The sequence below is a fragment of the Streptomyces sp. NPDC060035 genome (assembly GCF_042736635.1).
GTDB lineage: Bacteria > Actinomycetota > Actinomycetes > Streptomycetales > Streptomycetaceae > Streptomyces.
The window spans coordinates 168,598-192,594 of the sequence record NZ_JBHWVO010000013.1 but is presented as its reverse complement, the minus strand read 5'-3'; the positions used below and the strand labels follow the sequence as shown (position 1 = coordinate 192,594).

At 69.8% G+C, this 23,997-nt stretch carries 15 protein-coding genes and 1 pseudogene; 10 read left to right on the top strand and 6 right to left on the bottom strand.

Annotation, left to right across the window (positions count from 1 at the left end; all coding sequences use genetic code 11):
• Nucleotides 1–143: 143 nt before the first annotated feature.
• Nucleotides 144–762: pseudogene (locus ACFWBQ_RS21950) on the bottom strand (hypothetical protein).
• A 51-nt stretch (nt 763–813) separates the two neighbouring features.
• Nucleotides 814–2,619 carry an ABC transporter ATP-binding protein gene (locus ACFWBQ_RS21945; protein WP_385491497.1) on the bottom strand — a complete coding sequence of 602 codons (1,806 nt, stop codon included), beginning with the start codon at nt 2,617–2,619 and terminating at the stop codon, nt 814–816.
• 131 nt (nt 2,620–2,750) lie between these two features.
• On the opposite strand from ACFWBQ_RS21945, the gene ACFWBQ_RS21940 reads away from it, so the two are divergent.
• From ACFWBQ_RS21940 to ACFWBQ_RS21915, 6 genes are all read left to right on the top strand, one after another.
• Nucleotides 2,751–3,197 (top strand): MarR family winged helix-turn-helix transcriptional regulator, encoded by a 447-nt coding sequence (locus ACFWBQ_RS21940; RefSeq protein ID WP_385491494.1) that lies wholly within the window; start codon nt 2,751–2,753, stop codon nt 3,195–3,197.
• 45 nt (nt 3,198–3,242) lie between these two features.
• A complete protein-coding gene (locus ACFWBQ_RS21935) occupies nt 3,243–6,185 on the top strand; it encodes an FAD-binding and (Fe-S)-binding domain-containing protein (protein WP_385491491.1) in 2,943 nt (980 codons plus the stop codon).
• Nucleotides 6,186–6,381: 196 nt separating this feature from the next.
• Nucleotides 6,382–7,812: a Gfo/Idh/MocA family protein gene (locus ACFWBQ_RS21930; RefSeq protein ID WP_385491488.1), complete on the top strand. Its 1,431-nt coding sequence runs from the start codon at nt 6,382–6,384 to the stop codon at nt 7,810–7,812.
• Between the two features lie 286 nt (nt 7,813–8,098).
• Nucleotides 8,099–9,937: an ABC transporter transmembrane domain-containing protein gene (locus ACFWBQ_RS21925; RefSeq protein WP_385491485.1), complete on the top strand. Its 1,839-nt coding sequence runs from the start codon at nt 8,099–8,101 to the stop codon at nt 9,935–9,937.
• Nucleotides 9,934–11,715: an ABC transporter ATP-binding protein gene (locus ACFWBQ_RS21920; protein WP_385491482.1), complete on the top strand. Its 1,782-nt coding sequence runs from the start codon at nt 9,934–9,936 to the stop codon at nt 11,713–11,715. Before ACFWBQ_RS21925 ends, ACFWBQ_RS21920 begins: the two co-directional genes overlap by 4 nt.
• A gap of 145 nt (nt 11,716–11,860) precedes the next feature.
• Entirely contained in the window at nt 11,861–13,222 is a 1,362-nt protein-coding gene (locus ACFWBQ_RS21915) for an NAD(P)/FAD-dependent oxidoreductase (RefSeq protein WP_385491480.1), read from the top strand.
• Between the two features lie 45 nt (nt 13,223–13,267).
• Here ACFWBQ_RS21915 and ACFWBQ_RS21910 read toward each other — a convergent pair whose 3' ends face one another.
• Both ACFWBQ_RS21910 and ACFWBQ_RS21905 read right to left on the bottom strand, forming a co-directional pair.
• Nucleotides 13,268–14,803 (bottom strand): ATP-dependent DNA ligase, encoded by a 1,536-nt coding sequence (locus ACFWBQ_RS21910; protein ID WP_385491478.1) that lies wholly within the window; start codon nt 14,801–14,803, stop codon nt 13,268–13,270.
• 54 nt (nt 14,804–14,857) lie between these two features.
• Complete coding sequence (locus ACFWBQ_RS21905; protein ID WP_385491475.1) at nt 14,858–15,649, bottom strand: metal-dependent hydrolase; 792 nt, start codon at nt 15,647–15,649, stop codon at nt 14,858–14,860.
• Nucleotides 15,650–15,806: 157 nt separating this feature from the next.
• Here ACFWBQ_RS21905 and ACFWBQ_RS21900 point away from each other — a divergent pair, with 157 nt between their 5' ends.
• The gene (locus tag ACFWBQ_RS21900; RefSeq protein WP_385491473.1) at nt 15,807–18,320 is read left to right on the top strand and encodes a DEAD/DEAH box helicase; all 2,514 of its coding nucleotides are present in this window, start codon (nt 15,807–15,809) and stop codon (nt 18,318–18,320) included.
• A 32-nt stretch (nt 18,321–18,352) separates the two neighbouring features.
• Complete coding sequence (locus ACFWBQ_RS21895) at nt 18,353–19,228, top strand: acyl-CoA thioesterase (protein WP_385491470.1); 876 nt, start codon at nt 18,353–18,355, stop codon at nt 19,226–19,228.
• A 13-nt stretch (nt 19,229–19,241) separates the two neighbouring features.
• Here ACFWBQ_RS21895 and ACFWBQ_RS21890 read toward each other — a convergent pair whose 3' ends face one another.
• A complete protein-coding gene (locus ACFWBQ_RS21890; protein ID WP_385491468.1) occupies nt 19,242–19,472 on the bottom strand; it encodes a DUF6011 domain-containing protein in 231 nt (76 codons plus the stop codon).
• A 56-nt stretch (nt 19,473–19,528) separates the two neighbouring features.
• The gene (locus tag ACFWBQ_RS21885; protein WP_385491465.1) at nt 19,529–21,343 is read right to left on the bottom strand and encodes a glycoside hydrolase family 15 protein; all 1,815 of its coding nucleotides are present in this window, start codon (nt 21,341–21,343) and stop codon (nt 19,529–19,531) included.
• 87 nt (nt 21,344–21,430) lie between these two features.
• Here ACFWBQ_RS21885 and ACFWBQ_RS21880 point away from each other — a divergent pair, with 87 nt between their 5' ends.
• Together ACFWBQ_RS21880 and ACFWBQ_RS21875 are read left to right on the top strand one after the other, a co-directional pair.
• Nucleotides 21,431–22,384 (top strand): DUF389 domain-containing protein, encoded by a 954-nt coding sequence (locus tag ACFWBQ_RS21880; protein ID WP_385491463.1) that lies wholly within the window; start codon nt 21,431–21,433, stop codon nt 22,382–22,384.
• Between the two features lie 114 nt (nt 22,385–22,498).
• Complete coding sequence (locus tag ACFWBQ_RS21875; protein WP_385491460.1) at nt 22,499–23,929, top strand: DUF2252 domain-containing protein; 1,431 nt, start codon at nt 22,499–22,501, stop codon at nt 23,927–23,929.
• Nucleotides 23,930–23,997 lie beyond the last annotated feature (68 nt).

The following is a 23,997-nucleotide window of genomic DNA, read 5'->3' as shown; positions in this document are numbered from 1 at the left end:
CGCATAACCCCCCATACCACAACAACCCCACCCTGCTGGCGGGTCTCCACCTATAGGTGGGTTGCCCCGACGCACATTTGCCCCCCCGGCGCCGCCGCCCCCCGCCCCCGGGGTGCGGCGCCACCCCCGTGTTGCGCGGCCCGTCAGCCGCGCGGGGCAGGTTCGCCCGGGCCCGCGAAAGGCGCCGGCGCGGCAGATCCGGGGTCCACAGTGATCGCCTCGACCAGCGCATCGAGTGTCCGACGGACCCGGGTCAGCGGGTGGTCCAGGAACTCCGCGTCCCACCGGGCGTGGTCCGCCGCGTGGAAGGGAAGGCCGCCCTGGACCTCGGGCGCATAGGGGTGCGGCCGGATGTACTGGCCGGGGCCGACCTTCGCAAGGACGACGGGCTTCCCGCATCCCAGTCATTCCGCGCTCGGGGGCCTGGATCTTCACCACCGTGCTGCATCCGGCACGCGGCACTGTGAAACTGCCGATGAACACCTGCCCGCCGGGCTGTTGGGGCAGCGGCACCTTGAGTATCTGCCGCAGCGCGGGCAGCCCGTCCAGCTTCTTCACCGATGCCTCGATGAGCCCGCCGCCCGCTTGCGCGGTCCAGTGCGTGAGAGTGCTGCGCAGGGTCGGGCCGTCTTCCAGGGCGGCAGGAAGGTCGGGTGGCAGTCCGAAGTAGTGCAGCGACAGCACATCGCCGTCGTCATTCGCCCAGGCGTCGTCGCCCACGGGCCGGTATCCGGGGAGTTCCACCCCGAGCAGAGCTCTCATGGGCGGCGATCATGCCCTACGTGCGACCCGCCACGCAGGAGAGGTCCCGCCTCATGTGGTCGCCGGGGCGAGGTCACCGTCCCGGCGAATCAGGGCCGCGTACCGGCCGTCCCGTTCGAGCAGCTCAGCGTGCGTGCCTCGCTCGGCTGTCTGCCCGCCGTCGAGGACGACGATCTGGTCCGCGTCCCTGACGGTCGAGAGCCGGTGCGCGATGGTGAGGGTGGTGCGACCCTTCGACAGCGCGTCAATGGCTTGCTGCACTGCGTGTTCCGTGCGGGTGTCGAGGGCACTCGTCGCTTCGTCGAGGATCAGCACGGGTGGGTCACGGAGAATCGTGCGGGCAATGGCCAGCCGCTGCTTCTCACCACCCGAGAAGCGGTACCCCCGCTCGCCGACCAGCGTGTCGTAACCGTCGGGCAGCGATGCGATGTGGTCGTGGATCTGTGCCGCTCGGGCCGCTGCTTCGATCTCCTCGTCAGTGGCGTCGGGCTTGGCGAAGCGGAGGTTCTCGGCAACCGAGGCGTGGAAGAGATAGGTCTCCTGGGAGACCACGCCGACGGCCCGGGCGAGGGTGTCGAAGTCCAGGTCCCGGACATCGACCCCGTCGATGGTGACCCGGCCGCCGGTGACGTCGTACAGCCGCGGCACCAGATAGCTGAGGGTCGACTTGCCCGAGCCGGTGGGACCGACGACGGCCAGACTGCGGCCGGCGGGCACGGTCACATCGATGCTGCTGAGCGTCGGGCCGCTCTTCTCGTCGTAGCTGAAGGTGACGTTTTCGAAGGCGACCTCACCGCGGATCTTCTCCAGCCGGACGGGCTTCTCGGGCTCGGTGATGTCCACGTCGAGGTCGAGGTACTCGAAGATCCGCTGGAACAGGGCCAGGGATGTCTGCATCTGCACGCCGGTGGAGAGCAGGCTCACCGCCGGCCGGAACAGCCCTTGCTGCAGCGAGACGAAGGCGACCAGCGTGCCGATGGAGACGGCCGTGCCACCCGACTGGAGGGTGAGACCGGCCGCCCAGTAGATGACTGCGGGCATCGCAGCCATGACGATGCCGATCGTCGACATCCGCCACCGCCCGGCCATGTTGGAGCGCACTTCGAGGTCGACCAGGCGCTCCGACTCCTCGGCGAAGCCCTTGGTGAGGGAGTCCGAGCGGCCCATGGTGCGGCCGAGCAGGATGCCGCTGACCGAGAGCGACTCGGTGACCGTGGCCGCCATCGCGGCCATCTGCTTCTGGCGCTGAGTGGTGATCCTCTTGCGCTCACGGCCGACGCGGCGGCTGATCCAGACGAAGACGGGCAGCAGGAGCAGCGAGACGACGGTGAGCCGCCAGTCCAGCGCGAGCATGGCGACCACGGTGGCGATGACCGCGGTGAGGTTGGAGACGAGAGAGGTCGCGGTGGAGGTGACCGTCGCCTGCATTCCGCCGATGTCGTTGGCGATGCGGGACTGGACCTCGCCCGTGCGGGTCCTGGTGAAGAAGGCGAGTGGCATCCGCTGCAGCTGGGTGTAGACGGCGGTGCGCAGATCGTGCATGACGCGCTGGCCGACCGTCGTGGAGATCAGGGTCTGCAGGACGCCGAAGACGCTGGTCATCACGGCGGTGAGAATCATGCCGAGCGCGAGGAGCGTGAGCAGTCCCGTACGCCCCTGAGGGATCGCGGTGTCCAGGATCTCGCGGAGCAGGAACGGGGTGGCGACCGACACCAGTGACGAGGCGCCGACCAGCAGCCCTACGATCGCGAGCCTGCCGCGGTAGGGGCGGAAGAGGCGGAAGATGCGGCGCAGCTCGGCGGGCGGCTGCTCGGCATCACCGGCAGGGGGTGTCCACGTGGGTTCGTCGGGTTTCATGTGCTCCTTCGACAGCGTGGGGCCGACAGGCTTCGAGCGGAGGCGTGCGGCGGAAGACGTACGGGATTTTACGGAGCTTAGCTCATTGTTACCTCTATTCACAATGAACAGGGTCCTGATATTGTTCCCTCATGGACTCCCCCGATCCCGACGGCATCCTGGCCGAACAGCTGCTGCGGCTCACCCGCAGACTCCAGCGCATCCAGAGCCGCCAGCTGGAGCCGATCGGCATCACTCCGGCGCAGTTCCGGCTGCTGCGCACGGTCGCGCACTACGAGGACCCGCCCCGGATGGCCGATCTCGCCCAGCGCCTCGACGTCGTCCCACGTGCGGTCACCACTCTGGTGGACGGCCTGGAGGCCAACGGCCGGGTGCGCCGCGCGCCGGACCCGACCAGTCGCCGGGTGGTCCGCATCGAGATCACCGAGGAGGGCAGGGCCACGCTCCGCTCGCTGCGCAACGCGCGGAAGGCCGCCGCAGAGGAGATCCTGGCTCCATTGACCGCCGAGCAGCGCGAAGTGCTCGGCGGGCTGCTGACCGCTCTGGTGGACGGGATGCCGGAGCGCCGCCGCTGCTGAGGCGCGGTGCGGAGCACCGCGCCGTGTCGTCGAGGAGACCCTGAGATGCCGCTGCTGGAGCCGAAGCCGGAAGCCCTCCGTCCTGGTACGGCGCGGGCGCCGTCCCCCGACCGGGTGCCCGACTGGAAGGCTTCGGGCACGCCCGCACCGCTGCGTGCCGACCTGACCGCCCTGCTCGGCGCGGAGAAGGTGCTGTGGAAGATCTCCGACCTGGTGCGGTACGCCTCCGATGCCAGCCCCTACCGCTTCCTGCCGCAGGTCGTCGTCGTCCCCGAGGACATCGACGACATCTCGGCGATCCTCTCCTACGCGCACGGCAAGGGCCGCGACGTGGTCTTCCGGGCCGCAGGCACCAGCCTCAACGGCCAGGCGCAGGGAGAGGACATCCTTGTCGACGTACGCCGCCACTGGACAGGGATCGAAGTCCTCGACGAGGGCGCGCGGGCCCGGATCCGGCCGGGGACCACGGTCATGCGGGCGAATGCCACGCTCGCCCGGCACGGCAGACTGCTGGGCCCCGACCCCGCCAGCGCCATCGCCTGCACCATCGGCGGTGTCGTCGCGAACAATGCCTCGGGAATGACCGCGGGCACGACCCGTAATTCGTACCGCACGGTCTCCTCTCTCACCTTCGTCCTGCCGAGCGGCACAGTGGTCGACACGGCTGAACCGGCCGCCGAGGAGCTGCTGCGTCACGCCGAGCCGCGCCTGTGCGAAGGGCTGCTGGCCGTCAAGGCGGAGATCGAGGCGGACGCGCAGCTCACCGCCCGGATCCGCGCCAAGTACGAGATCAAGAACACCAACGGCTACCGGCTCGACGCGTTCCTCGACGGATCGACTGCCGTGGAGATCCTCCGCGGGCTGATGGTCGGTTCCGAGGGCACCTTCGGCTTCATCTCCGAGGTCGTCTTCGACACGCTGCCGCTGGACCGCCGCCTCTCCTCGGCGCTGCTGTTCTTCCCTTCCCTCACCGCAGCGGCGGCAGCCGTGCCGCAGTTCAACGAGGCGGGGGCGATCGCCGTGGAGCTGATGGACGGCAACACACTGCGCGCATCGGTGAGCGTCCAGGGCGTCCCCGCGGACTGGGTCTCCCTGCCCAGGGAGACGACGGCGCTCCTCGTGGAGTTCCGCGCTCCGGACGAGGAGGCTCTGGAAACCTACGAGCAGGCGGCGGCCTCGGTCGTCGCGGGTCTCGACCTCGTCGTGCCGGCCGTATCCGTCACCAACGAGTTCACCCGGGACGCTGCCACGGTCGCGGGCTACTGGAAGGCCCGCAGGGCGTTCGTCACCGCCGTCGGCGGCTCCCGTCCCTCGGGCACGACGCTGATCACGGAGGACTTCGCGGTGCCGCCTTCGCGGCTCGCCGAGGCCTGCGAGGCCCTGCTCGCACTCCAGGCGGTCCATGGCTTCGACGCCGCCGTCGCAGGTCATGCGGCGCACGGAAACCTGCACTTCCTGCTCGCTTTCGACGCCGCGAAATCCGCCGACGTCGACCGGTACGCCGCCTTCATGGACAGCTTCTGCTCTCTCGTCGTCGACCGTTTCGACGGGTCACTCAAGGCGGAGCACGCCACGGGCCGCAACATCGCGCCGTTCCTGGAGCTGGAGTGGGGCCCGAAGGCCACCGAACTGATGTGGCGCACGAAGCAGATCATCGACCCCGACGGGGTGCTGGCACCGCGGATCGTCCTGGACCGCGACCCGAAGGCGCATCTGCGTGGGCTCAAGACGATCCCCAAGGTCGAACCGGTCGCTGATCCGTGCATCGAGTGCGGCTTCTGCGAACCGACGTGCCCCAGCGAGGACCTGACCACCACACCCCGTCAACGCATCCTTCTGCGCCGGGAGATGATGCGCCAGCCGGACGGCTCCCCGGTGGAGGCCGGTCTCCTCGATGCGTACGGGTACGACGCCGTGGACACCTGTGCGGGCGACTCCACGTGCAAGCTGGCCTGTCCGGTCGGCATCGACACCGGCGCGATGATGAGGGATTTCCGTCATCACCGGCACTCGCCGCGTGAGGAGCGCATCGCCGCTCTCACCGCGAAGCACTTCAAGGTGGTGGAGGCCTCGGCACGACTCGCGGTCGCCGCGGCGGGCATCGTCTCCGACCGCGGCGGCGACCGGCTGCTCGAGTCCGTGACCCGGCTGGCCCGCAGGGCCGTACACCCCGACCTGGTACCGGAGTGGCTGCCCCAGATTCCCGGGGCTGCCGGCCGGAGAATGCCTCCCACCTCCCGGGCGGGTGCGCACGCCGTCTATTACCCGGCCTGTGTGAACCGCATCTTCGCCGGACCCGAGGACCAGGGCTCGCCGTCGCTCGCCGAAGCCGTCGTCTCCGTGTCAGCCCGGGCCGCGAAGCCCGTGTGGATCCCCGAGGACATCACGGGGACCTGCTGCGCGACGATCTGGCACTCCAAGGGATACGACGTGGCCAACGCCGTGATGGCCAACCGCATCGTGGAGGCGGCCTGGGGCTGGACGGCGGGCGGGCGGCTTCCGCTGGTCGTCGACGCTTCTTCGTGCACGCTGGGCTTGGCGCACGAGGTGGTCCCCTATCTCACCGAGTCCAACCGGGAGTTGCACCGTGAGCTGACCGTCGTCGACTCTCTGGTCTGGGCGGCCGAGGAGCTGCTTCCCGCGCTGACCGTGTTCCGCAGGGCGGGCTCGGCCGTCCTGCATCCCACCTGTTCGATGGAGCATCTGGGAGACGTGGCACAGTTGCGCGCGGTCGCCGAGGCCTGCGCGGAGGACGTCGTCATCCCCGACGACGCGGGCTGCTGTGGGTTCGCGGGCGACCGCGGCATGTTGCACAAGGAGCTCACCGATTCTGCGACCGCCAAGGAGGCGGCCGAGGTGAACACCCGGGAGTACGACGCTTATCTGTCGGCGAACCGGATGTGCGAGATCGGGATGGACCGGGCGACCGGCCGCACGTACTACTCGGCACTGATGGAGCTGGAGCGGGCGACGCGGCCGGTTCTCTGAACCGAGCACGCCCCCCGGCAGCCCCGCCGGAAAGTCCATGGTTTCGGCGCGAGAATCCACGCGAGAGTCCCCTCGCATCCCTTGCGCAGCAGCAGCCCCACCGTCCAGGGTCCTTACCGAGGTGCGGGAACCGTCATGCCCTCATGGGTTTCCGCATCCCTACGCGCACCGTCAGATCCCCCATTCTGGAGGCTCGATGAACGACGACGCACCACAGGACCAGGACCCGCGGAACACTGACGACGGCTCGATGAGCCGTCGTTCCGTGCTTCGTACAACAGCCGGAGTGGCCGGTGCCGGCCTCGGACTCGGAGCACTCGGCAGCGGCACGGCAGCGGCAGCGGCAGCGGCGGGAAGTCCGGAGACCGTCCCCCCGCGCCAGGGCCGCACCATGGCCGGGGTGCCCTTCGACCGGCGCTCCACCGTGCGGGTCGGCATCGTGGGCCTCGGCAACCGTGGCGGCAGCATGATCGATCTCTTTCTCGCCGTCACCGGAGTACAGGTCGTCGCCGTCTGCGACCCGGTGAAGGCCAAGGCCGAACAGGCGGCCGCGAAGGTGACGGCGGCGGGTCAGCCTGCGCCCGCCGTGTACACCAGCGGCGAGGACGACTACGAGAACCTCTGCAAGCGCGGGGACATCGACTTCGTCTACATAGCGACACCCTGGGACTTCCACTTCGAGATGGCGAAGACCGCCATGCTCAATGGCAAACATGTCGGGGTCGAGTGTCCGGTCGCTCTCCAGCTCGACCAGCTCTGGCAGTTGGTCGATCTTTCCGAGCGGACCCGGCGGCACTGCATGCAGCTGGAGAACTGCTGCTACGGCCGGAACGAGATGAGGGTGCTGCGGATGGCGCACGCCGGTCTCTTCGGCAACCTGCTGCACGGCGCGGGCGCGTACAACCACGATCTGCGGGGGCTGATGTTCGACCCCGACTACTACGAGGGTCCGTGGCGGCGGCTGTGGCACACCCGGCTGCGCGGCGACTTGTACCCCAACCATGGATTCGGGCCGGTCGCCAACTACATGGACATCAACCGCGGCGACCGCGCGGTGAGCATCACCAGCGTCGGATCACCCGCGCTCGGTCTCGCCGAGTACCGCGAGGAGCACATGCCTGCCGGTGACCCGAGCTGGAAGGAGACCTATATCGAGAGCGACCGGACGATCAGTCTCGTCCAGACGGCGAAGGGCCGTGTGATCCGCCTGGAACACGACGTGTCCACACCCCACCCGTACTCACGGATCAACAGCCTCGGTGGCACCAAGGGCGTCTTCGAGGACTATCCGACGCGCATCTATCTCGAGCCCGACCACACCGACGACCAGTGGAAGGACTTCTCCGCGTACGCCGACTGGGACCACTGGCTGTGGAAGGAGCACGCCAACCCGCCCGGTGGTCACGGCGGGATGGACTACATGCTGGTTTTCCGTCTGATGCAGTGCATGCGGCTCGGGCTGGCGCCCGACTTCGATGTGTACGACGCGGCCACCTGGACCGCTCCGGTCCCGCTGAGCCACCTCTCCATCAAGGCCAAGGGCGCTCCGCAGCAGATCCCGGACTTCACCCGCGGCGAATGGAAGAAGGCCCGCTCCGGCATGGACTCCGACAAGCCCGCGGAGTAGAGCAGGGCGGGACTCCGCGCCGAAGGGTGCGGAGTCCCGCCGCCTGCCCGGGAACACGGAGTTCCGCCCCGTGCCCGGGAACCCTGACGGACCCGGCGGACCGGACCGGCCTCCCGCCCTGCGCCGCTGTGGCGGCGAACAAGACCAACATCGGCCGTCCACTGCCGTCGCCACCAATAATCGCTTGCTTCGGACCGGGGCATGACGCGAACCTTGCACGGTTTGGTCACCTCCTGTTCCACGAGATCCGTCACGGATCTCTGCCCCTTCCGATCCTTGGAACGTCATGCAGATTCGCGATCTTCCGTACTCGGATCCCGGCGACCCCGATGTCCGTTCAGGCCCACGTTTTCTGTTCTGGCTCGGGCGCAATCAGCTCACCGGCCAACTCAAGTCCCTCTCCTGGGGACTGCTGCACCAGTGCGCGATCGCCGGGCTTCCGCTTGCCGTGGGGGTCGCGGTCCAGGCCGTCGTGGAACGCTCCGGTCGGGGCCTTGCCCTGGCCGGCGCGCTCATCGTGGTCCTCGGCATCCTCATCGCCGTGGGCGACACCATGCTCCACCGCACAGCGGTCACCAACTGGATCACCGCGGCGGCCAGGGTTCAGCAGCTGCTGGCCCGTAAGACCGCCGAGCTCGGCTCGGCGCTGACCCGGCGGGTCGCGGCGGGCGAGGTCGTGGCCGTCTCCACCGGAGACGTCGAGAAGATCGGCTGGTTCGTCGAGGCGCTGTCGCGCTTCGCCGCTGCTGCCACCGCCCTCGTACTCATCAGTATCGGGCTCATCGTCTATCTGCCCTCCCTGGGTGTGCTGGTCGCGATCGCCATGCCTGTCCTGGCGCTCGCCGTGCTGCCGCTGCTCCCCCGGGCCACCCGGCGGGCGGATCTCCAGCGTGAGAAGGCGGGCAAGGCGACCGAACTGGCCTCCGACACCGTCGCCGGACTGCGGGTGCTGCGTGGCATCGGCGGCGAGGAACTCTTCCTGGGCCGCTATCGGCGTGCCTCCCAGGAGGTCCGCAAGGCCGCCGTGCGCAGCGCGCGGATGTGGGCCCTGATTTCGGCGATCCAGGTGCTGCTGCCCGGAATTCTGCTCATCTCGCTGGTCTGGTACGGAGCGACGCTGGCCCGGGACGGCCGGATCGACGTCGGTCAGCTGGTCACCGTGTACAGCGCGGCGACACTGATGCTCTTCCCCTTGCGGCACTTCGAGGAGATCGCGATGGCGTACTCCTTCTCGCGGCCGTCGGCGCAGCGCGCGGTCCGGGTTCTGTCGCTGCAGCGCAGTGCGCAGCCCTCGACGATCGACGCCATGTCACCCGAGGGCGATCTGTACGACCCGGTGACCGGACTGATGGCGCCGCGGGGCTTGTTCACGGCCGTTGTCTGCGGTGATCCCGATGAGGCGGGCCGGCTGGCCGAGCGGCTCGGCGGGCATGCGGAGACGGACGAGACCTCGGACCCGGCCCCGTCGGTGCTCCTCGGGGGTGTGGCTCTGGACGAGCTGCCGCTCGACTCGGCGCGGGCCGCGGTGCTGGTGCAGGACAAGGACCCGGTGCTGCTCTCGGGGACGCTGCGGGAGCTGCTCGACGTGCCGTCGTCCGGCAAGGTCACCGCCCAGGACGCACTTGCGGCCGCCCACTGCGGTGACGTGCTGGATGCTCTGGCCCAGGCATCCGTGGACACGAACGGCGATCCGATGCGCACCCGGATCACCGAACGCGGCAGGTCCCTGTCGGGTGGCCAGCGCCAGCGGCTCGCGCTGGCACGCTCACTGGTCACCGACCCGGAAGCACTCGTGCTCGACGAGCCGACGTCCGCTGTCGACTCGCACACGGAGGCCAGGGTCGCCGCCGGTATCAAGCAGCTGCGCCAGGGCCGTACGACGGTGGCGTTCGCCTCGTCGCCGCTGCTTCTGGACCTCGCCGACCGCGTCGTGCTGGTCCATGCGGGCACGGTCGTGGCGGTCGGCGCACACCGCGAACTGCTGCGGGACGAACCGCGGTACCGGGCGGTCGTCACCCGGGAGACCGAGGAAGAGATCGCGGCACCGGCCGCTGGGGACCCACTCGCCGGAATCGGTGCGTCGCAGTCGGTCGAAACGATCGAGGAATTCGAGGAGAGGGCATGATCGGCGTCGCACCCCCCGCATACGACCCGGCCGCACCGCAGTCGGCGACGACCCTGCCGGTCGGCACACCGCTGACCGTACGGTCGTACGTGCGTTCCCTGCTTCGGCGTCACCGGAAGCCGTTCGTGGTCCTCATCGCGGTCAACGCGATCGCGGTGATCGCGTCGATCACCGGACCATATCTCCTGGGCGGACTGGTCGAAGACCTTTCGAACGGGGTCACCGACCTCCATCTGGAGCGCACCGCCGCGGTGTTCGCTCTCGCACTGGTCGTGCAGACGGTCTTCACGCGGACGATGCGGCTGCGCGGAGCAGTCCTCGGTGAGGAGATGCTGGCCGATCTGCGCGAGGACTTCCTCGTGCGGTCGGTCGGGCTGCCGCCGGGCGTCCTTGAGCGGGCCGGCACCGGTGACCTGCTCTCCAGGATCACGACGGACATCGACCGGCTGGCGAACGCGATGCGTGAGGCCGTGCCCCAGCTGACGATCGGTGTCGTGTGGGCCGGGCTGCTGCTCGGCGCGCTCACGGTCACCGCCCCGCCCCTGGCGCTCGCCGTGCTGATCGCGCTGCCCGTGCTGATCATCGGCTGCCGCTGGTACTTCCGGCGGGCGCCTTCCGCCTACCGCTCGGAGGCCGCCGGATATGCGGCGGTCGCGGCGATGCTCGCCGAGACCGTGGACGCCGGCCGGACCGTGGAGTCCCACCGCCTGGGAGCGGGCAGGGTGGCGCTCTCCGACCGGCGGGTCAAGGAGTGGACGGCGTGGGAGCGGTACACCCTCTTCCTGCGCTCGGTGCTGTTCCCCGTCATCAACGCCACGTTCGTGACGATCCTCGGCGCGGTGCTGCTGCTCGGCGGCTGGTTCGTGCTGGAGGGCTGGCTCACCGTCGGGCAGCTGACGACGGGTGCGCTGCTGGCACAGATGATGGTCGACCCGATCGGTCTGATCCTGCGCTGGTACGACGAGTTGCAGGTCGCCCAGGTGTCCTTGGCCAGGCTGGTCGGCGTACGGGAGATCGAGCCGGACGCGGGCGACGACAGTGTCGGTCCGGACGGCCGGGAGGTACGGGCGGACGAGGTGCACTTCGGTTACCGCGCCGGTGTCGACGTCCTGCACAAGGTGTCGCTGGATATCGCCCCGGGTACCCGCCTTGCCCTGGTCGGGCCGTCCGGTGCGGGCAAGTCCACCCTGGGGCGTCTGCTGGCCGGGATCTACGCGCCCCGGACCGGTGAGGTCACGCTGGGCGGTGCCGAGCTGTCCAGAATGCCTGCGGAGCGGGTACGGACCCATGTAGCTCTGGTCAACCAGGAGCACCATGTGTTCGTGGGCTCGCTCAGGGACAACCTGCTGCTGGCCCGTGCGGGCGCCGAGGACGCGGAGCTGTGGGCCTCGCTCGCGGCGGTCGACGCGGACGGCTGGGCGAAGGCCCTGGCGGACGGTCTGGACGCGGAGGTCGGCTCGGGCGGTCTGGCCCTCACCCCGGCGCAGGCGCAGCAGATCGCGCTCGCCCGGCTGGTGCTCGCGGATCCGCACACCCTGGTGCTGGACGAGGCGACGTCGCTGCTCGATCCTCGGGCGGCCCGGCACCTGGAGCGTTCACTGGCCCGGGTGCTGGACGGCCGGACGGTGATCGCGATCGCGCACCGGCTGCACACGGCGCACGACGCGGATGTGATCGCGGTCGTCGAGGAGGGCCGGATCAGCGAGCTGGGCAGCCACGACGAGCTGGTCGCGGCGGACGGCGCGTACGCGGCACTGTGGCGGTCCTGGCACGGATGAGCCGGGGGCGGCGGCCCGGGGACCCCTCCGGTCGCCGCCTCACGGGAGGCGGACTGCGGCCATGGCGGTAAGGATGAGGAGTGACTGGCCCCGGATACGGGGCAGGTGAGCGATGACCGCGTAAGCCCGAGAAGGGACGCACACCGTGGCACGACCCAGGATCCTCGTTGTCGGCGCCGGCTTTGCCGGGATCGAGTGCGTGCGCCGACTGGAACGCAGCCTCGCTCCGGGAGAGGCGGACATCGCGCTCGTCACGCCGTTCTCGTACCAGCTCTATCTGCCGCTGCTTCCACAGGTCGCCTCCGGCGTGCTCACTCCGCAGTCGGTGGCCGTCTCCCTGCGCCGCAGCCGGCGCTACCGCACCCGGATCGTGCCGGGCGGGGCGATCGGTGTGGACACCAAAGCGAAGGTCTGTGTCGTACGCAAGATCACCGATGAGATCGTGAACGAGCCGTACGACTACATCGTGCTGGCGGCCGGGAGCGTCACCCGTACGTTCGACATCCCTGGGCTGGTCGAGAACGCGCGGGGCATGAAGACGCTGGCCGAGGCCGCCTACATCCGGGACCACGTCATCTCCCAGCTCGATCTGGCCGACGCCAGCCACGACGAGGCGGAGCGGGAGTCGCGGCTGCAGTTCGTGGTGGTGGGCGGCGGATACGCGGGCACGGAGACCGCTGCCTGCCTGCAGCGGCTGACCGCCAACGCCGTCCGGCACTACCCCCGGCTGGACCCGAAGCTGATCAAGTGGCATCTGATCGACATCGCGCCCAAGCTCATGCCGGAGCTCGGCGACAAGCTGGGGACCACCGCGCTGGAGATCCTGCGCAAGCGTGGCATCGAGGTCTCGCTCGGTGTCTCGGTGGCCGAGGCCGGACCGGACAAGGTGACCTTCACCGACGGCCGGGTCCTGCCCTGCCGCACGCTCATCTGGACCGCCGGAGTCGCGGCCAGCCCGCTCGTCGCCACACTCGACGCGGAGACGGTACGCGGCAGGCTCGCGGTGACGCCGGAGATGCAGGTGCGCGGTGCGGACGGGGTGTTCGCCCTGGGCGACTCGGCGGCGGTGCCGGACCTTGCCAAGGGCGACGGGTCGATCTGTCCCCCCACCGCGCAGCACGCCATGCGGCAGGGGCGGGTGCTGGCGGACAACCTCATCGCTTCGCTGCGTGGCCGTCCGCTGCAGCCGTACGTCCACAAGGACCTCGGCCTCGTCGTGGACCTCGGCGGCCGGGACGCGGTCTCCAAGCCGCTGGGCATCGAGCTGACGGGCATGCCCGCCCAGCTGGTGGCACGCGGCTACCACTGGTCGGGGCTGCGGACCAACGTCGCCAAGACCCGGGTCCTGACCAACTGGATACTGAACGCGATCGCGGGGGACGACTTCGTACGGACCGGTTTCCAGGCCCGTAAGCCTGCCACCCTGAGCGACTTCGAGTACACCGACGCCTATCTCACGCCGGAACAGCTCCGCGCGCACACCGCGTCGACGGCCACCGGCGGCTGATCAGCAGTCAGGCTCCGGTCCCCGCCGCACCGGCGGGGACCGCGCTCATGTCTGCCGGCCGAGCACCGTGTCGACCGTGTCCGCCTCCTGCGGCGACTTGTCCTCGCGATAGCGCAGCACCCGGGCGAACCGCAGCGTGACCCCCACCGGGTAGCGGGTGGAGCGCTGGAGCCCGTCGTACGCGATCTCGACGACGAGCTCCGGGCGCACGGTGACGACGTACCCGTTGTCCTCGGTGGACAGTTCCCGGAGGCGTTCGGTCTGCCAGGCGAGCATCTTGTCCGTGAGTCCTTTGAAGGTCTTGCCGAGCATGGCGAAGGAGCCGTCGGGCCGCCTCGCTCCCAGATTGAGATTGGACAGTTTTCCGGTACGCCTGCCGTGCCCCCACTCGGCCGCGAGCACCACGAGGTCAAGGGTGTGTACGGGCTTCACCTTCAGCCAGGACGCACCCCGCCGGCCCGCGCTGTAGGGCGCGGTCAGGCCCTTGACCACCACGCCTTCGTGTCCGTGCGCCAGGGTGGCCTCGAAGAACGCAGCCGCGGCCTCGCGCGCCGCTTCGTCCCCGGGGTCCGTGACGATGACGCGCCGCACCCGCATCGGCTCCGGGACCAGGGTGGCCAGCTCCGTGTGCCGTTCGGTGAGGGGGAGGTCCAGGAGTTCGCGTCCGTCGACGGACAGCACGTCGAAGAAGACGGCGACGACGGGGACCTCTGCCGCCGCTGCGGCGACATCGCGCCGGGATCCCACACGCCCGGCGGTCTCCTGGAAGGGCCGCGGTCTGCCGTCGGGCCCGAGCGCGATCACCTCGCCGTCGAGAACGAACCGGTCGCCGCGGAAGCCGGCCACCGCCGTGACCAGTTCGGGGAGCCGGTCGGTGATGTCGTCGAGCGTGCGGGTGTGCACCCGCACCCGCGGCCCGTCGCGGTGCACCTGTACGCGGATACCGTCGAGCTTCTCCTCCACGGCGCACGGCCCCAGTTTGTCGATGGCTTCGGTGACCGAACGCGCGGTGTGCGCCAGCATCGGCTGGACCGGCCGGCCGACGGTGAGCCTGTAGGCCGAGAGCACCCCGGGGCCGTCCGCGAGCAGGGCCCGGGCGACCGACTCCAGTGATCCGGCGAGCATGACGGCGCGGCGTACGGCGGCGGGCTCCGCTCCGGTGGCACCGGCCAGGGCGTCGATGGCGACGGCGTCCAGTGCTCCCTGGCGTACCTCGCCGGTGAGCAGCCCGCGCAGAAAGTGCTGTTCGTCGCTGGTGGCAGCGCCGAGCAGCCGCTGGAGGCGCTCCTTGCGCGCGGCCTGCGAGCCGGGACCGGAGAGCGCCCCGATCGCTGTCAGCTCCGCGTCGACGTCCGTCACCGTCAGCGTGGCCCGTTCCGTGGGCGCCACCGGATCGCCCAGGGCGCTCCACCCGATGCCGAGCCGCCCCTGCGGGAGGCGGCCGGCGAGATACGGGATGACGACCGGGACGTCGTCAGGTCCGGCCTCCCGGAACAGTCCGGCGAGCAGGGCGACCTTGCGGTTCCGTGCCGAGGTGGCGGCGACCTCCAGCGACACATGGGCGAGCCGGGCGAGCAGCATGCAGTCATGGTGCTACGGCTCCGGGCGCACCGCCCCCCGAACGGTGTCCGGAGGTCAGATGAAGTTGAGCGCGGCGGCCGCGCCCACTCCCCCGAGCAGCATGAACGCGGGCATCAGCACCTTGATCTCCACCCAGCTGCCGGCCCGGAAGCGCATGAACTTCGGCGGTCCGAGCGCGTACCACCGCTTGCGGCCCAGCGGGATCGGCCACAGGATCGGGCAGCCCGAGACGGTGAGCGCGTCGCCGATGCAGTGGACGAGGGACCCGAGGACTATCGGAAGCCCCAGCCACAGGTACTCCTGGCCGGGCTCGGCGAACAGCCAGTCCGAGCCGTTGCCCGGCTTGTCGAGCACCCCTGCCAGGATCCACGCGCTGGTCGCGCCGAGCAGCCAGACGAGGACGTCGCTGGACATGCGCGCCGCCCGCCACAGCAGACCCTCGACGGCGAGCACGAGGTGGACGAAGAGGATCGCCAGGACCGCCCACCGGCCGCCGGTGATCGCCGCGAGAGAGGCTCCCCCGCCGATCAGCACCGCCCACAGCCACGTATGGGTGAGGGTTCGGTGTCCACCGGTCCTGCGCGGGTCGCCGGCTCCCTTGGTCGCCTTGTAGACGGCGTACGAGAGCTTGTCGACGATCTCGCACAGGCCTTTGGAGACCGGGCCGAAGGCACGCGAGATGGTGGCGGACTTGTGGTCGAGGTCCGGGGCGAGCGCGGCGCCCGCACAGATCAGCGCCCCTACGACGAGGACGGGCCAGGGCATCGTGTGGCCCGCGGCGGCGGCCGCGGCGCCCACCCCCAGCCAGGCCGCTGCCCCTGACAGAGAGTGTGCCGGTCCCATCATGGCTGTTTCCGCCCCCATCGTGATGCGGCCGTGCGGCACGGCCGGGGCCGCCATTGCCTGTGCACGGCGGCCGAGTTGAGTGGGCAGCGTATCGCCCGTGATCTTCGGGCGGTCCTCCGGTTCCCGCATCCGGGCACAAGGCAGGCAAGATGGGGGCGTGACCCTTATCGATCAGCTGCCCCCGACCGCCGACCCGGACGCCCTCTTCGAGGCCTTCTCGTCATGGACCGAATCGCAGGGCATCACCCTCTATCCGGCTCAGGAGGAGGCGCTGATCGAGGTGGTCTCCGGGGCGAACGTGATCCTTTCCACGCCCACCGGCTCCGGAAAGAGCCTGGTCGCGGCGGGTGCGCACTTCACGGCGCTGGCCCAGGACAAGGTCACGTTCTACACGGCGCCCATCAAGGCTCTGGTCTCGGAGAAGTTCTTCGACCTGTGCAAGCTCTTCGGCACGGAGAACGTGGGCATGCTGACCGGCGACGCCTCGGTCAACGCCGACGCCCCGGTCATCTGCTGCACCGCCGAGGTGCTCGCCTCCATCGCGCTGCGTGACGGCAAGTACGCCGACATCGGCCAGGTCGTGATGGACGAGTTCCATTTCTACGCGGAGCAGGACCGCGGCTGGGCCTGGCAGATCCCGATCCTGGAGCTTCCGCAGGCCCAGTTCATCCTGATGTCGGCCACCCTCGGTGACGTCAAGATGTTCGAGGAGGACCTGACCCGCCGTACCGGACGCCCGACCTCCGTGGTGCGTTCGGCGACGCGGCCGGTGCCGCTGTCCTACGAGTACCGGCTGACGCCGATCACGGAGACGCTCACCGAGCTGCTGGACACCCGGCAGTCGCCCGTCTACATCGTGCACTTCACCCAGGCGACGGCCGTCGAGCGCGCGCAGTCGCTGATGAGCATCAACATGTGCACGAAGGAGGAGAAGGAGAAGATCGCCGATCTGATCGGCAACTTCCGCTTCACCACCAAGTTCGGCCAGAACCTCTCCCGCTACGTCCGGCACGGTATCGGTGTGCACCACGCGGGCATGCTCCCCAAGTACCGCCGCCTGGTCGAGAAACTGGCGCAGGCGGGCCTGCTGAAGGTGATCTGCGGTACGGACACACTCGGCGTCGGCGTCAACGTCCCGATCCGTACGGTGCTGTTCACCGCCCTCACCAAGTACGACGGCACCCGGGTGCGCACGCTGCGCGCCCGCGAATTCCACCAGATCGCCGGCCGCGCAGGCCGCGCCGGTTTCGACACGGCGGGCTTCGTGGTCGCGCAGGCCCCCGAGCACGTCATCGAGAACGAGAAGGCCGTCAAGAAGGCGGGCGACGACCCCAAGAAGAAGCGCAAGGTCGTCCGCAAGAAGGCCCCCGAGGGCTTCGTCGCCTGGTCCGAGACCACCTTCGACAAGCTCATCACCTCCGATCCCGAGCCCCTGACCTCGCGCTTCCGGGTCACGCACACGATGCTGCTCTCGGTGATCGCCCGGCCGGGCAACGCCTTCGAGGCGATGCGGCATCTGCTGGAGGACAACCACGAGCCGCGCAGGGCCCAGCTGCGGCACATCCGGCGGGCCATCGCCATCTACCGCTCGCTGCTCGACGGCGGTGTGGTGGAGCAGCTCGACACCCCGGACGCCGAGGGCCGGATCGTGCGCCTCACCGTCGACCTCCAGCAGAACTTCGCCCTGAACCAGCCACTGTCCACGTTCGCGCTGGCCGCGTTCGATCTGCTGGACGCCGAATCCCCCTCGTACGCCCTGGACATGGTCTCCGTCGTCGAGTCGACGCTCGACGACCCGCGGCAGATCCTGGCCGCCCAGCAGAACAAGGCGCGGGGCGAGGCCGTCGGGCAGATGAAGGCGGACGGCGTCGAGTACGAGGAGCGGATGGAGCGGCTCCAGGAGGTCACGTACCCCAAGCCGCTGAGCGAGCTGCTCTGGCACGCGTACGACGTGTACCGCACGAGCCACCCGTGGGTCGGCGACCATCCCGTGTCACCGAAGTCGGTGATCCGGGACATGTACGAACGGGCCATGACCTTCACGGAGTTCACCTCGAACTACGAGCTGGCCCGTACCGAGGGCATCGTGCTGCGCTATCTGGCGAGTGCGTACAAGGCGTTCGAGCACACCATCCCGGACGACCTGAAGTCCGAGGACCTGGAGGACCTGATCGCCTGGCTCGGCGAGATGGTGCGTCAGGTGGACTCCAGCCTGCTGGACGAGTGGGAGCAGCTGGCGAACCCGGAGGTGGAGACCGCCGAGCAGGCGCAGGAGCGGGCCGACGAGGTCAAGCCCGTCACCGCCAACGCCCGCGCCTTCCGGGTCCTGGTGCGCAACGCGATGTTCCGCCGGGTGGAGCTGGCCGCGCTGGACCGGGTCCGCGACCTGGGCGAGCTCGACGCCGACTCGGGCTGGGACGAGGACGCCTGGGGCGAGGCGATGGACGGCTACTGGGACGCGCACGAGGACCTCGGTACGGGCCCGGACGCGCGCGGCCCCAAGCTGCTGAAGATCGACGAGGACCCGGAGCACGGTCTGTGGCGGGTGTGGCAGGCCTTCGCCGACCCGGCCGGCGACCACGACTGGGGAATCCGTGCGGAGGTCGATCTGGCGGCCTCCGACGAGGAGGGCCGGGCAGTCGTCCGGGTCACGGCCGTGGGCCAGCTGTGACGACACCGGCTTCGAGAGTGGAGACGAACCGCATGACGAACCCGGCCGAGCGCCTGGTCGATCTTCTCGACCTGGAGCGGATCGAGGTCAATATCTTCCGTGGCCGCAGCCCCGACGAGTCCCTGCAACGGGTCTTCGGCGGTCAGGTCGCGGGACAGGCCCTGGTTGCGGCCGGCCGCACCACGGACGGGGACCGTCCTGTCCACTCGCTGCACGCCTACTTCCTGCGGCCGGGCCGCCCCGGCGTGCCGATCGTGTACGACGTCGAGCGGGTGAGGGACGGCCGGTCCTTCACCACCCGCCGGGTCACGGCCGTGCAGCAGGGCCGGACGATCTTCAATCTGACGGCGTCCTTCCACCGCCCCGAGGAGGCGGGCTTCGAGCACCAGCTGCCTCCCGCCCGTACGGTCCCCGACCCGGAAGAGCTGCCGACGGTCGCCGACGAGGTGCGCGAGCACCTGGGCGGGCTGCCGGAGGCACTGGAGCGGATGGCGCGGCGTCAGCCCTTCGACATCCGCTACGTCGACCGGTTGCGCTGGACGCAGGAGGAGATCAAGGACGCGGACCCGCGCAGCGCGGTGTGGATGCGCGCGGTGGGCCCGCTGGGCGACGACCCGCTCGTGCACACCTGTGCGCTGACGTACGCGAGCGACATGACGCTGCTGGACGCGGTCCGGATCCCGGTGGAGCCGCTGTGGGGGCCGCGCGGCTTCGACATGGCGTCGCTGGACCACGCCATGTGGTTCCACCGGCCGTTCCGGGCGGACGAGTGGTTCCTGTACGACCAGGAGTCGCCGATCGCCACGGGAGGCCGTGGGCTGGCCAGGGGCCGGATCTACGACCGCCAGGGGCAGTTGCTGGTGTCGGTGGTCCAGGAGGGCCTGTTCCGCCGTCTCGACGGCGCGTAGCGCCCACCGCGGGTCAGATGCCGGGCAGCGGATCCTGGTCGGCCTCGTGACGGCGGGTCCGGATGTCCGGGCCCGCCGGGTGCAGTTTGGCGTCGCAGGCGGGGCCGAGTCCGGTGCGCCGCGAGTCCGCGCCGGTCAGGGGTCGTCCGCACAGGGCGCAGCGCACCGGACGGCGGCTCTCGGCCCGGCCGGCTCCGGGCCGCGGTTCGGGAAAGAGTTCAGGGAAGGGCTCGGGGGACTCCACGTACGGATCCTCTCAAGCCGGTGCGGCACAGTCACGACCGGTGACCGTGCGACCGGTCAGTCGCGCTGCCGGTCGAGTGCCTCATCGAGGGTGCGGGCAGCCGTGATGAGGGAGAGGTGGGTGAATGCCTGTGGGAAGTTGCCCAGTTGCTCACCACTGGGGCCGATCTCCTCGGCGAAGAGGCCGACGTGGTTGGCGTAGGTGAGCATCTTTTCGAACATGTAGCGGGCCGGCCGCAGTCGCCCGGCGCGGGCCAGCGCGTCGACGTAGAGGAACGTGCAGAGGCTGAACGTCCCTTCGGAGCCGCGCAGGCCGTCCGGCGAGGCGGCCGGGTCGTAGCGGTAGACCAGGCTGTCGGAGACGAGGGTGTCGTTCATGGCGTCCAGCGTGGACAGCCAGCTGGGGTCCTTGGGGGCGAGGAATCCCACCCTGGGCATCAGGAGCAGCGAGGCGTCGAGCACGGCGCCCTCGTAGTGCTGGACGTACGCCTGCTCCTGCTCGCTCCAGCCTCGGGCCATGACCTGTTCGAGGATGGAGTCCCTGGCCCGGGTCCACCGGGCGGTGTCGGCCGGCCTGCTGAACTGGGCCGCGAGCTTCAGTCCGCGGTCGAACGCGGCCCAGCACATCACCCGGCTGTAGGTGAAGTCCTTACGTCCGCCGCGGGTTTCCCAGATGCCTTCGTCGGGGCGGTCCCAGCAGTCGGCGAGCCAGTCCAGTGTGCGGGAGACCTTCTTCCAGCCGCGGTAGCCCGCCTGGATACCGACCTCGTGCCCCTCGGAGAGTGCGTAGAGGGCCTCGCCGTAGATGTCGAGCTGCAACTGGTCGGAGGCGGCGTTTCCGAGACGTACCGGATGGGAACCGCGGTAGCCCTCGAGTTGCCCGAGGATCTCCTCCGCCGGCAGGGGTTCCCCGTCGACGCGATACATGATCTGGAGTGCCTCGCCGTCGATGTCCCGGTCCCCGAGGCGGTCGCCCAGCCAGTGGGTGAAAGCGGTCGCTTCCGTCACGAAGCCCAGGTCCAGCAGGGCCCGCACCGACAGTGCGCCGTCCCTGACCCAGGTGTACCGGTAGTCCCAGTTGCGCTCCCCGCCGATCTGTTCGGGCAGGCCCATGGTCGCGGCGGCGACCGGGGCGCCCGTGGGGGCGTAGGTGAGGAGCTTGAGGGTGATGGCGGAGCGGTTGACCATGTCGGACCAGCGGCCCCGGTAGCGGGAGGTGCGCAACCACTTCTGCCAGAAGTCGACGACCTCCCAGAGCTGTTCGGTGGTTCCGTCGACGCCGGGCGGCGGCGGTGCAGGTCCGTCGGCTCCGCAGACGGTGAAGACGGCGACCGCCGCCTCGCCCACGCCTAGCGTCACGGCTCCGCGCACGTCCTGGCCGTCGCGCTCCAGAGGGAAGCCGGCCTGCAGATGTCCACAGATCCCCGCCGACCTGAACGAGGCTCCCTCCGGGCGGAGTTCGAGCTCATGGGACGCACGCCCGTAGTCGAACCGGGGCCTGCACTCCATCGAGAACCGTACGGTCCCCCGGACCGCGCGCACCTTCCGTACCAGAGTGTGCCGGCCGGTGGCGCCCCCGGAAGCGATCGGCGCCATCCAGTCGAGTACCTCGCCGACCCCGTCGGGCGACATGAAGCGGGTGACCAGCACAGCGGTGTCTGGGTAGTAGAGCTGCTTGCAGGAGCTCTCGGGGCCGTCGGGCGACAGCCGGAAGAAGCCGCCGCGGTCGTGGTCGAGCAGTGCGGCGAAGACGCTGGGGGAATCGAACCGGGGAGCGGAGAACCAGTCGACGACGCCCCGCGCAGAGATCAGTGCGCACGTCTGCAGGTCGCCCACCAGACCGTGCGCGGCTATGGGAGGGTATCGGTCCATGACCGTCCAATCTCCGACATGTCACCACCTAAGACACTATCCGCCTCACAGCATCCGGCCGCCCGCCCTGCCCCGCGGAGGTACGCAATGGACATGATCCATGTCCGCGCGGTGAGCCCTCCGGACCGCACCGACCAGGTCGTGGAGCTTCTCGCCGGCGACCCGTACGTCCTGAACCTGATCGTGCAGCATGGCGCCGCGCGCCACCCCGACGGTGACGCCGTCGCCTGCGACGTGCTGACGGGGGCGGCAAACGAGGTGCTGCGCGGTCTGCGGGGCCTCCAGATCGACGTGCACGGCTCCATCGTCATCGAGCCGGTGGACATGGCGTTCTCGGGGCGGGCCTCGGAGGGCGCGACACGCCGCCTCGGCGCACTGGCCAACGCGCCGGTCTGGGACCAGGTGGAGGCGCGCATCAGGTCCGAGGGGAGGTACGCGCCGAGTTTCTACCTGTACCTGGTCATCGCGGGTCTCATCGGCTCGGTCGGCATCGTCACCAACTCCCAGATCCTGATCGTCGGCGCCATGGTCGTCGGCCCCGAGTACGGGGCGATCGTCGCCGTGGCACTGGGCATCGACAGGGGCGACCGGACCATGGTCCGCACAGGGCTGACGGCCCTGTGCACGGGCCTTCTGCTGACGATCGCGGTCACCTTCCTCTTCAGTCTCCTCATCCGCGGCTTCGGTCTTCAGTCGGAGGCCTTCGACCTGGGGCTCCGGCCGGTCTCCGACCTGATCAACACCCCCAACTTCTTCTCCGTCGCCGTCGCCGCCCTCGCCGGTGTCGTCGGCATCGTGTCACTCACCGAGGCCCGTACGAGCGCCCTCCTCGGAGTGTTCATCTCGGTCACGACCATCCCGGCCGCCGCGGCCATCAGCGTGTCCACGGCCTTCGCCAGTTGGTCCGAGGCGCGGGGTTCCCTCATCCAGCTCCTGGTCAACATTGTGGTTCTCATCGTGGTGGGCACGGGTGCGCTCCGGTGCCAGCGGGCGATCTGGCGACGGGTGGGCCGCCGGGCAAGGAACGGCGGACAAGCCTGAGGCCACGCGGCCGCCCCCGCCGTCGAAACGGACCGAGCGGCCGAAATCCGTCCGGCCGGGGATGATGAAGAGCAGGCCGCTCGCACGGCCTCGGACGTAGCCAGGAGGGCCGCCATGCCCCAGGAACGCACCTCACCGCTCCGTGCCGTACCGGGCGCGACACCGAAGGAACGGGTCGCACTCGGCAAGGCCGCCCGCAAACGGGCGCCCCGGTCCAGCCATCACGTGTACGAACCACCGGCGAACCGGCCGGATCCACTGGCACTCCTCGAGGCCCAGTCGGCAGCCAGGGTGCAGGAGCTCGTCCCGATCCGCTACGGGCGGATGACGGAGTCACCGTTCCGCTTCTACCGGGGCGCCGCGGCGATCATGGCCTCCGACCTGGCCGGGACGCCGGACTCGGGAATCAGGGCGCAGCTGTGCGGTGACGCCCATCTTCTGAATTTCAGGCTGCTCGCCTCCCCCGAGCGCCATCTGCTGTTCGACATCAACGACTTCGACGAGACGTTGCCGGGGCCCTGGGAGTGGGACGTCAAGCGGCTGGCTGCCAGCCTCGTCATCGCGGGGCGCGCCAACGGTTTCACGGACACGGAACGCGCCCGCATCGTACGGGCCACCGTTCGGTCGTACCGGGAGTCGATGATCCGGTTCGCGGGCATGCGCAATCTCGATGTCTGGTACACGCGGACCGACGAGGACCGCATCAGGGCCGTAGCCGCCGACAAACTGGCCGCCCGGGGCCGCAAGCGCGTGGCCAGGGCGACGGCGAAGGCCCGTACCCGGGACAGCCTGCAGGCGTTCGACAAACTCACCGAGGTAGCCGGCGGACAACTGCGGATCGCAGCCGATCCGCCCTTGATCGTACCGATCACGGACCTGCTGCCCGATGCCGAACGCAGCGCGACGGAGAAAGAGTTCCGGAAGCTTCTCCGGCGCTACGGCCGCAGCCTTCCGTCGGACCGACGGTCCCTGCTCGCCGACTTCCGGCCCGTGGACATGGCCCGCAAGGTCGTGGGCGTGGGAAGCGTCGGGACCCGCTGCTGGATCATCCTCCTGCTGGGCAGGGACGGCGGGGATCCGCTCTTCCTCCAGGCCAAGGAGGCCGACTCCTCGGTGCTCGCTCCGCACGCGGGGGCGAGCGCGTACCGGAATCAGGGCGAGCGGGTGGTGGCCGGCCAGCGCCTGATGCAGGCTGCCGGTGACATCTTCCTGGGCTGGGAGAGGGTGGACGGGTTCGACGGAAAGCGCCGAGACTTCTACGTACGCCAGCTGCGCGACTGGAAGGGCATCGCGGAACCGGAACTGATGGTGCCGCGCGGGATGGGCGTTTTCGGCGAGTTGTGCGGGACGACGCTGGCCCGCGCCCACGCGCGGTCCGGTGACCGGATCGCCATCGCGGCCTACCTGGGCCACGGCAACGTCTTCGACCGGGCGCTCCAGACGTTCGCCGAGCGGTACGCCGACCAGAACGAGCGGGACCACCGGGCGCTGACCGATGCCGTGCGCGCGGGACGGCTTCCCGCGGCCCAGGCCGGCGGCGTGTAGTCGGCGAACCGGAATCGTCACACCTCAACAGCGGGTACATCACGGTCATAACGCCACATCGTGGTATC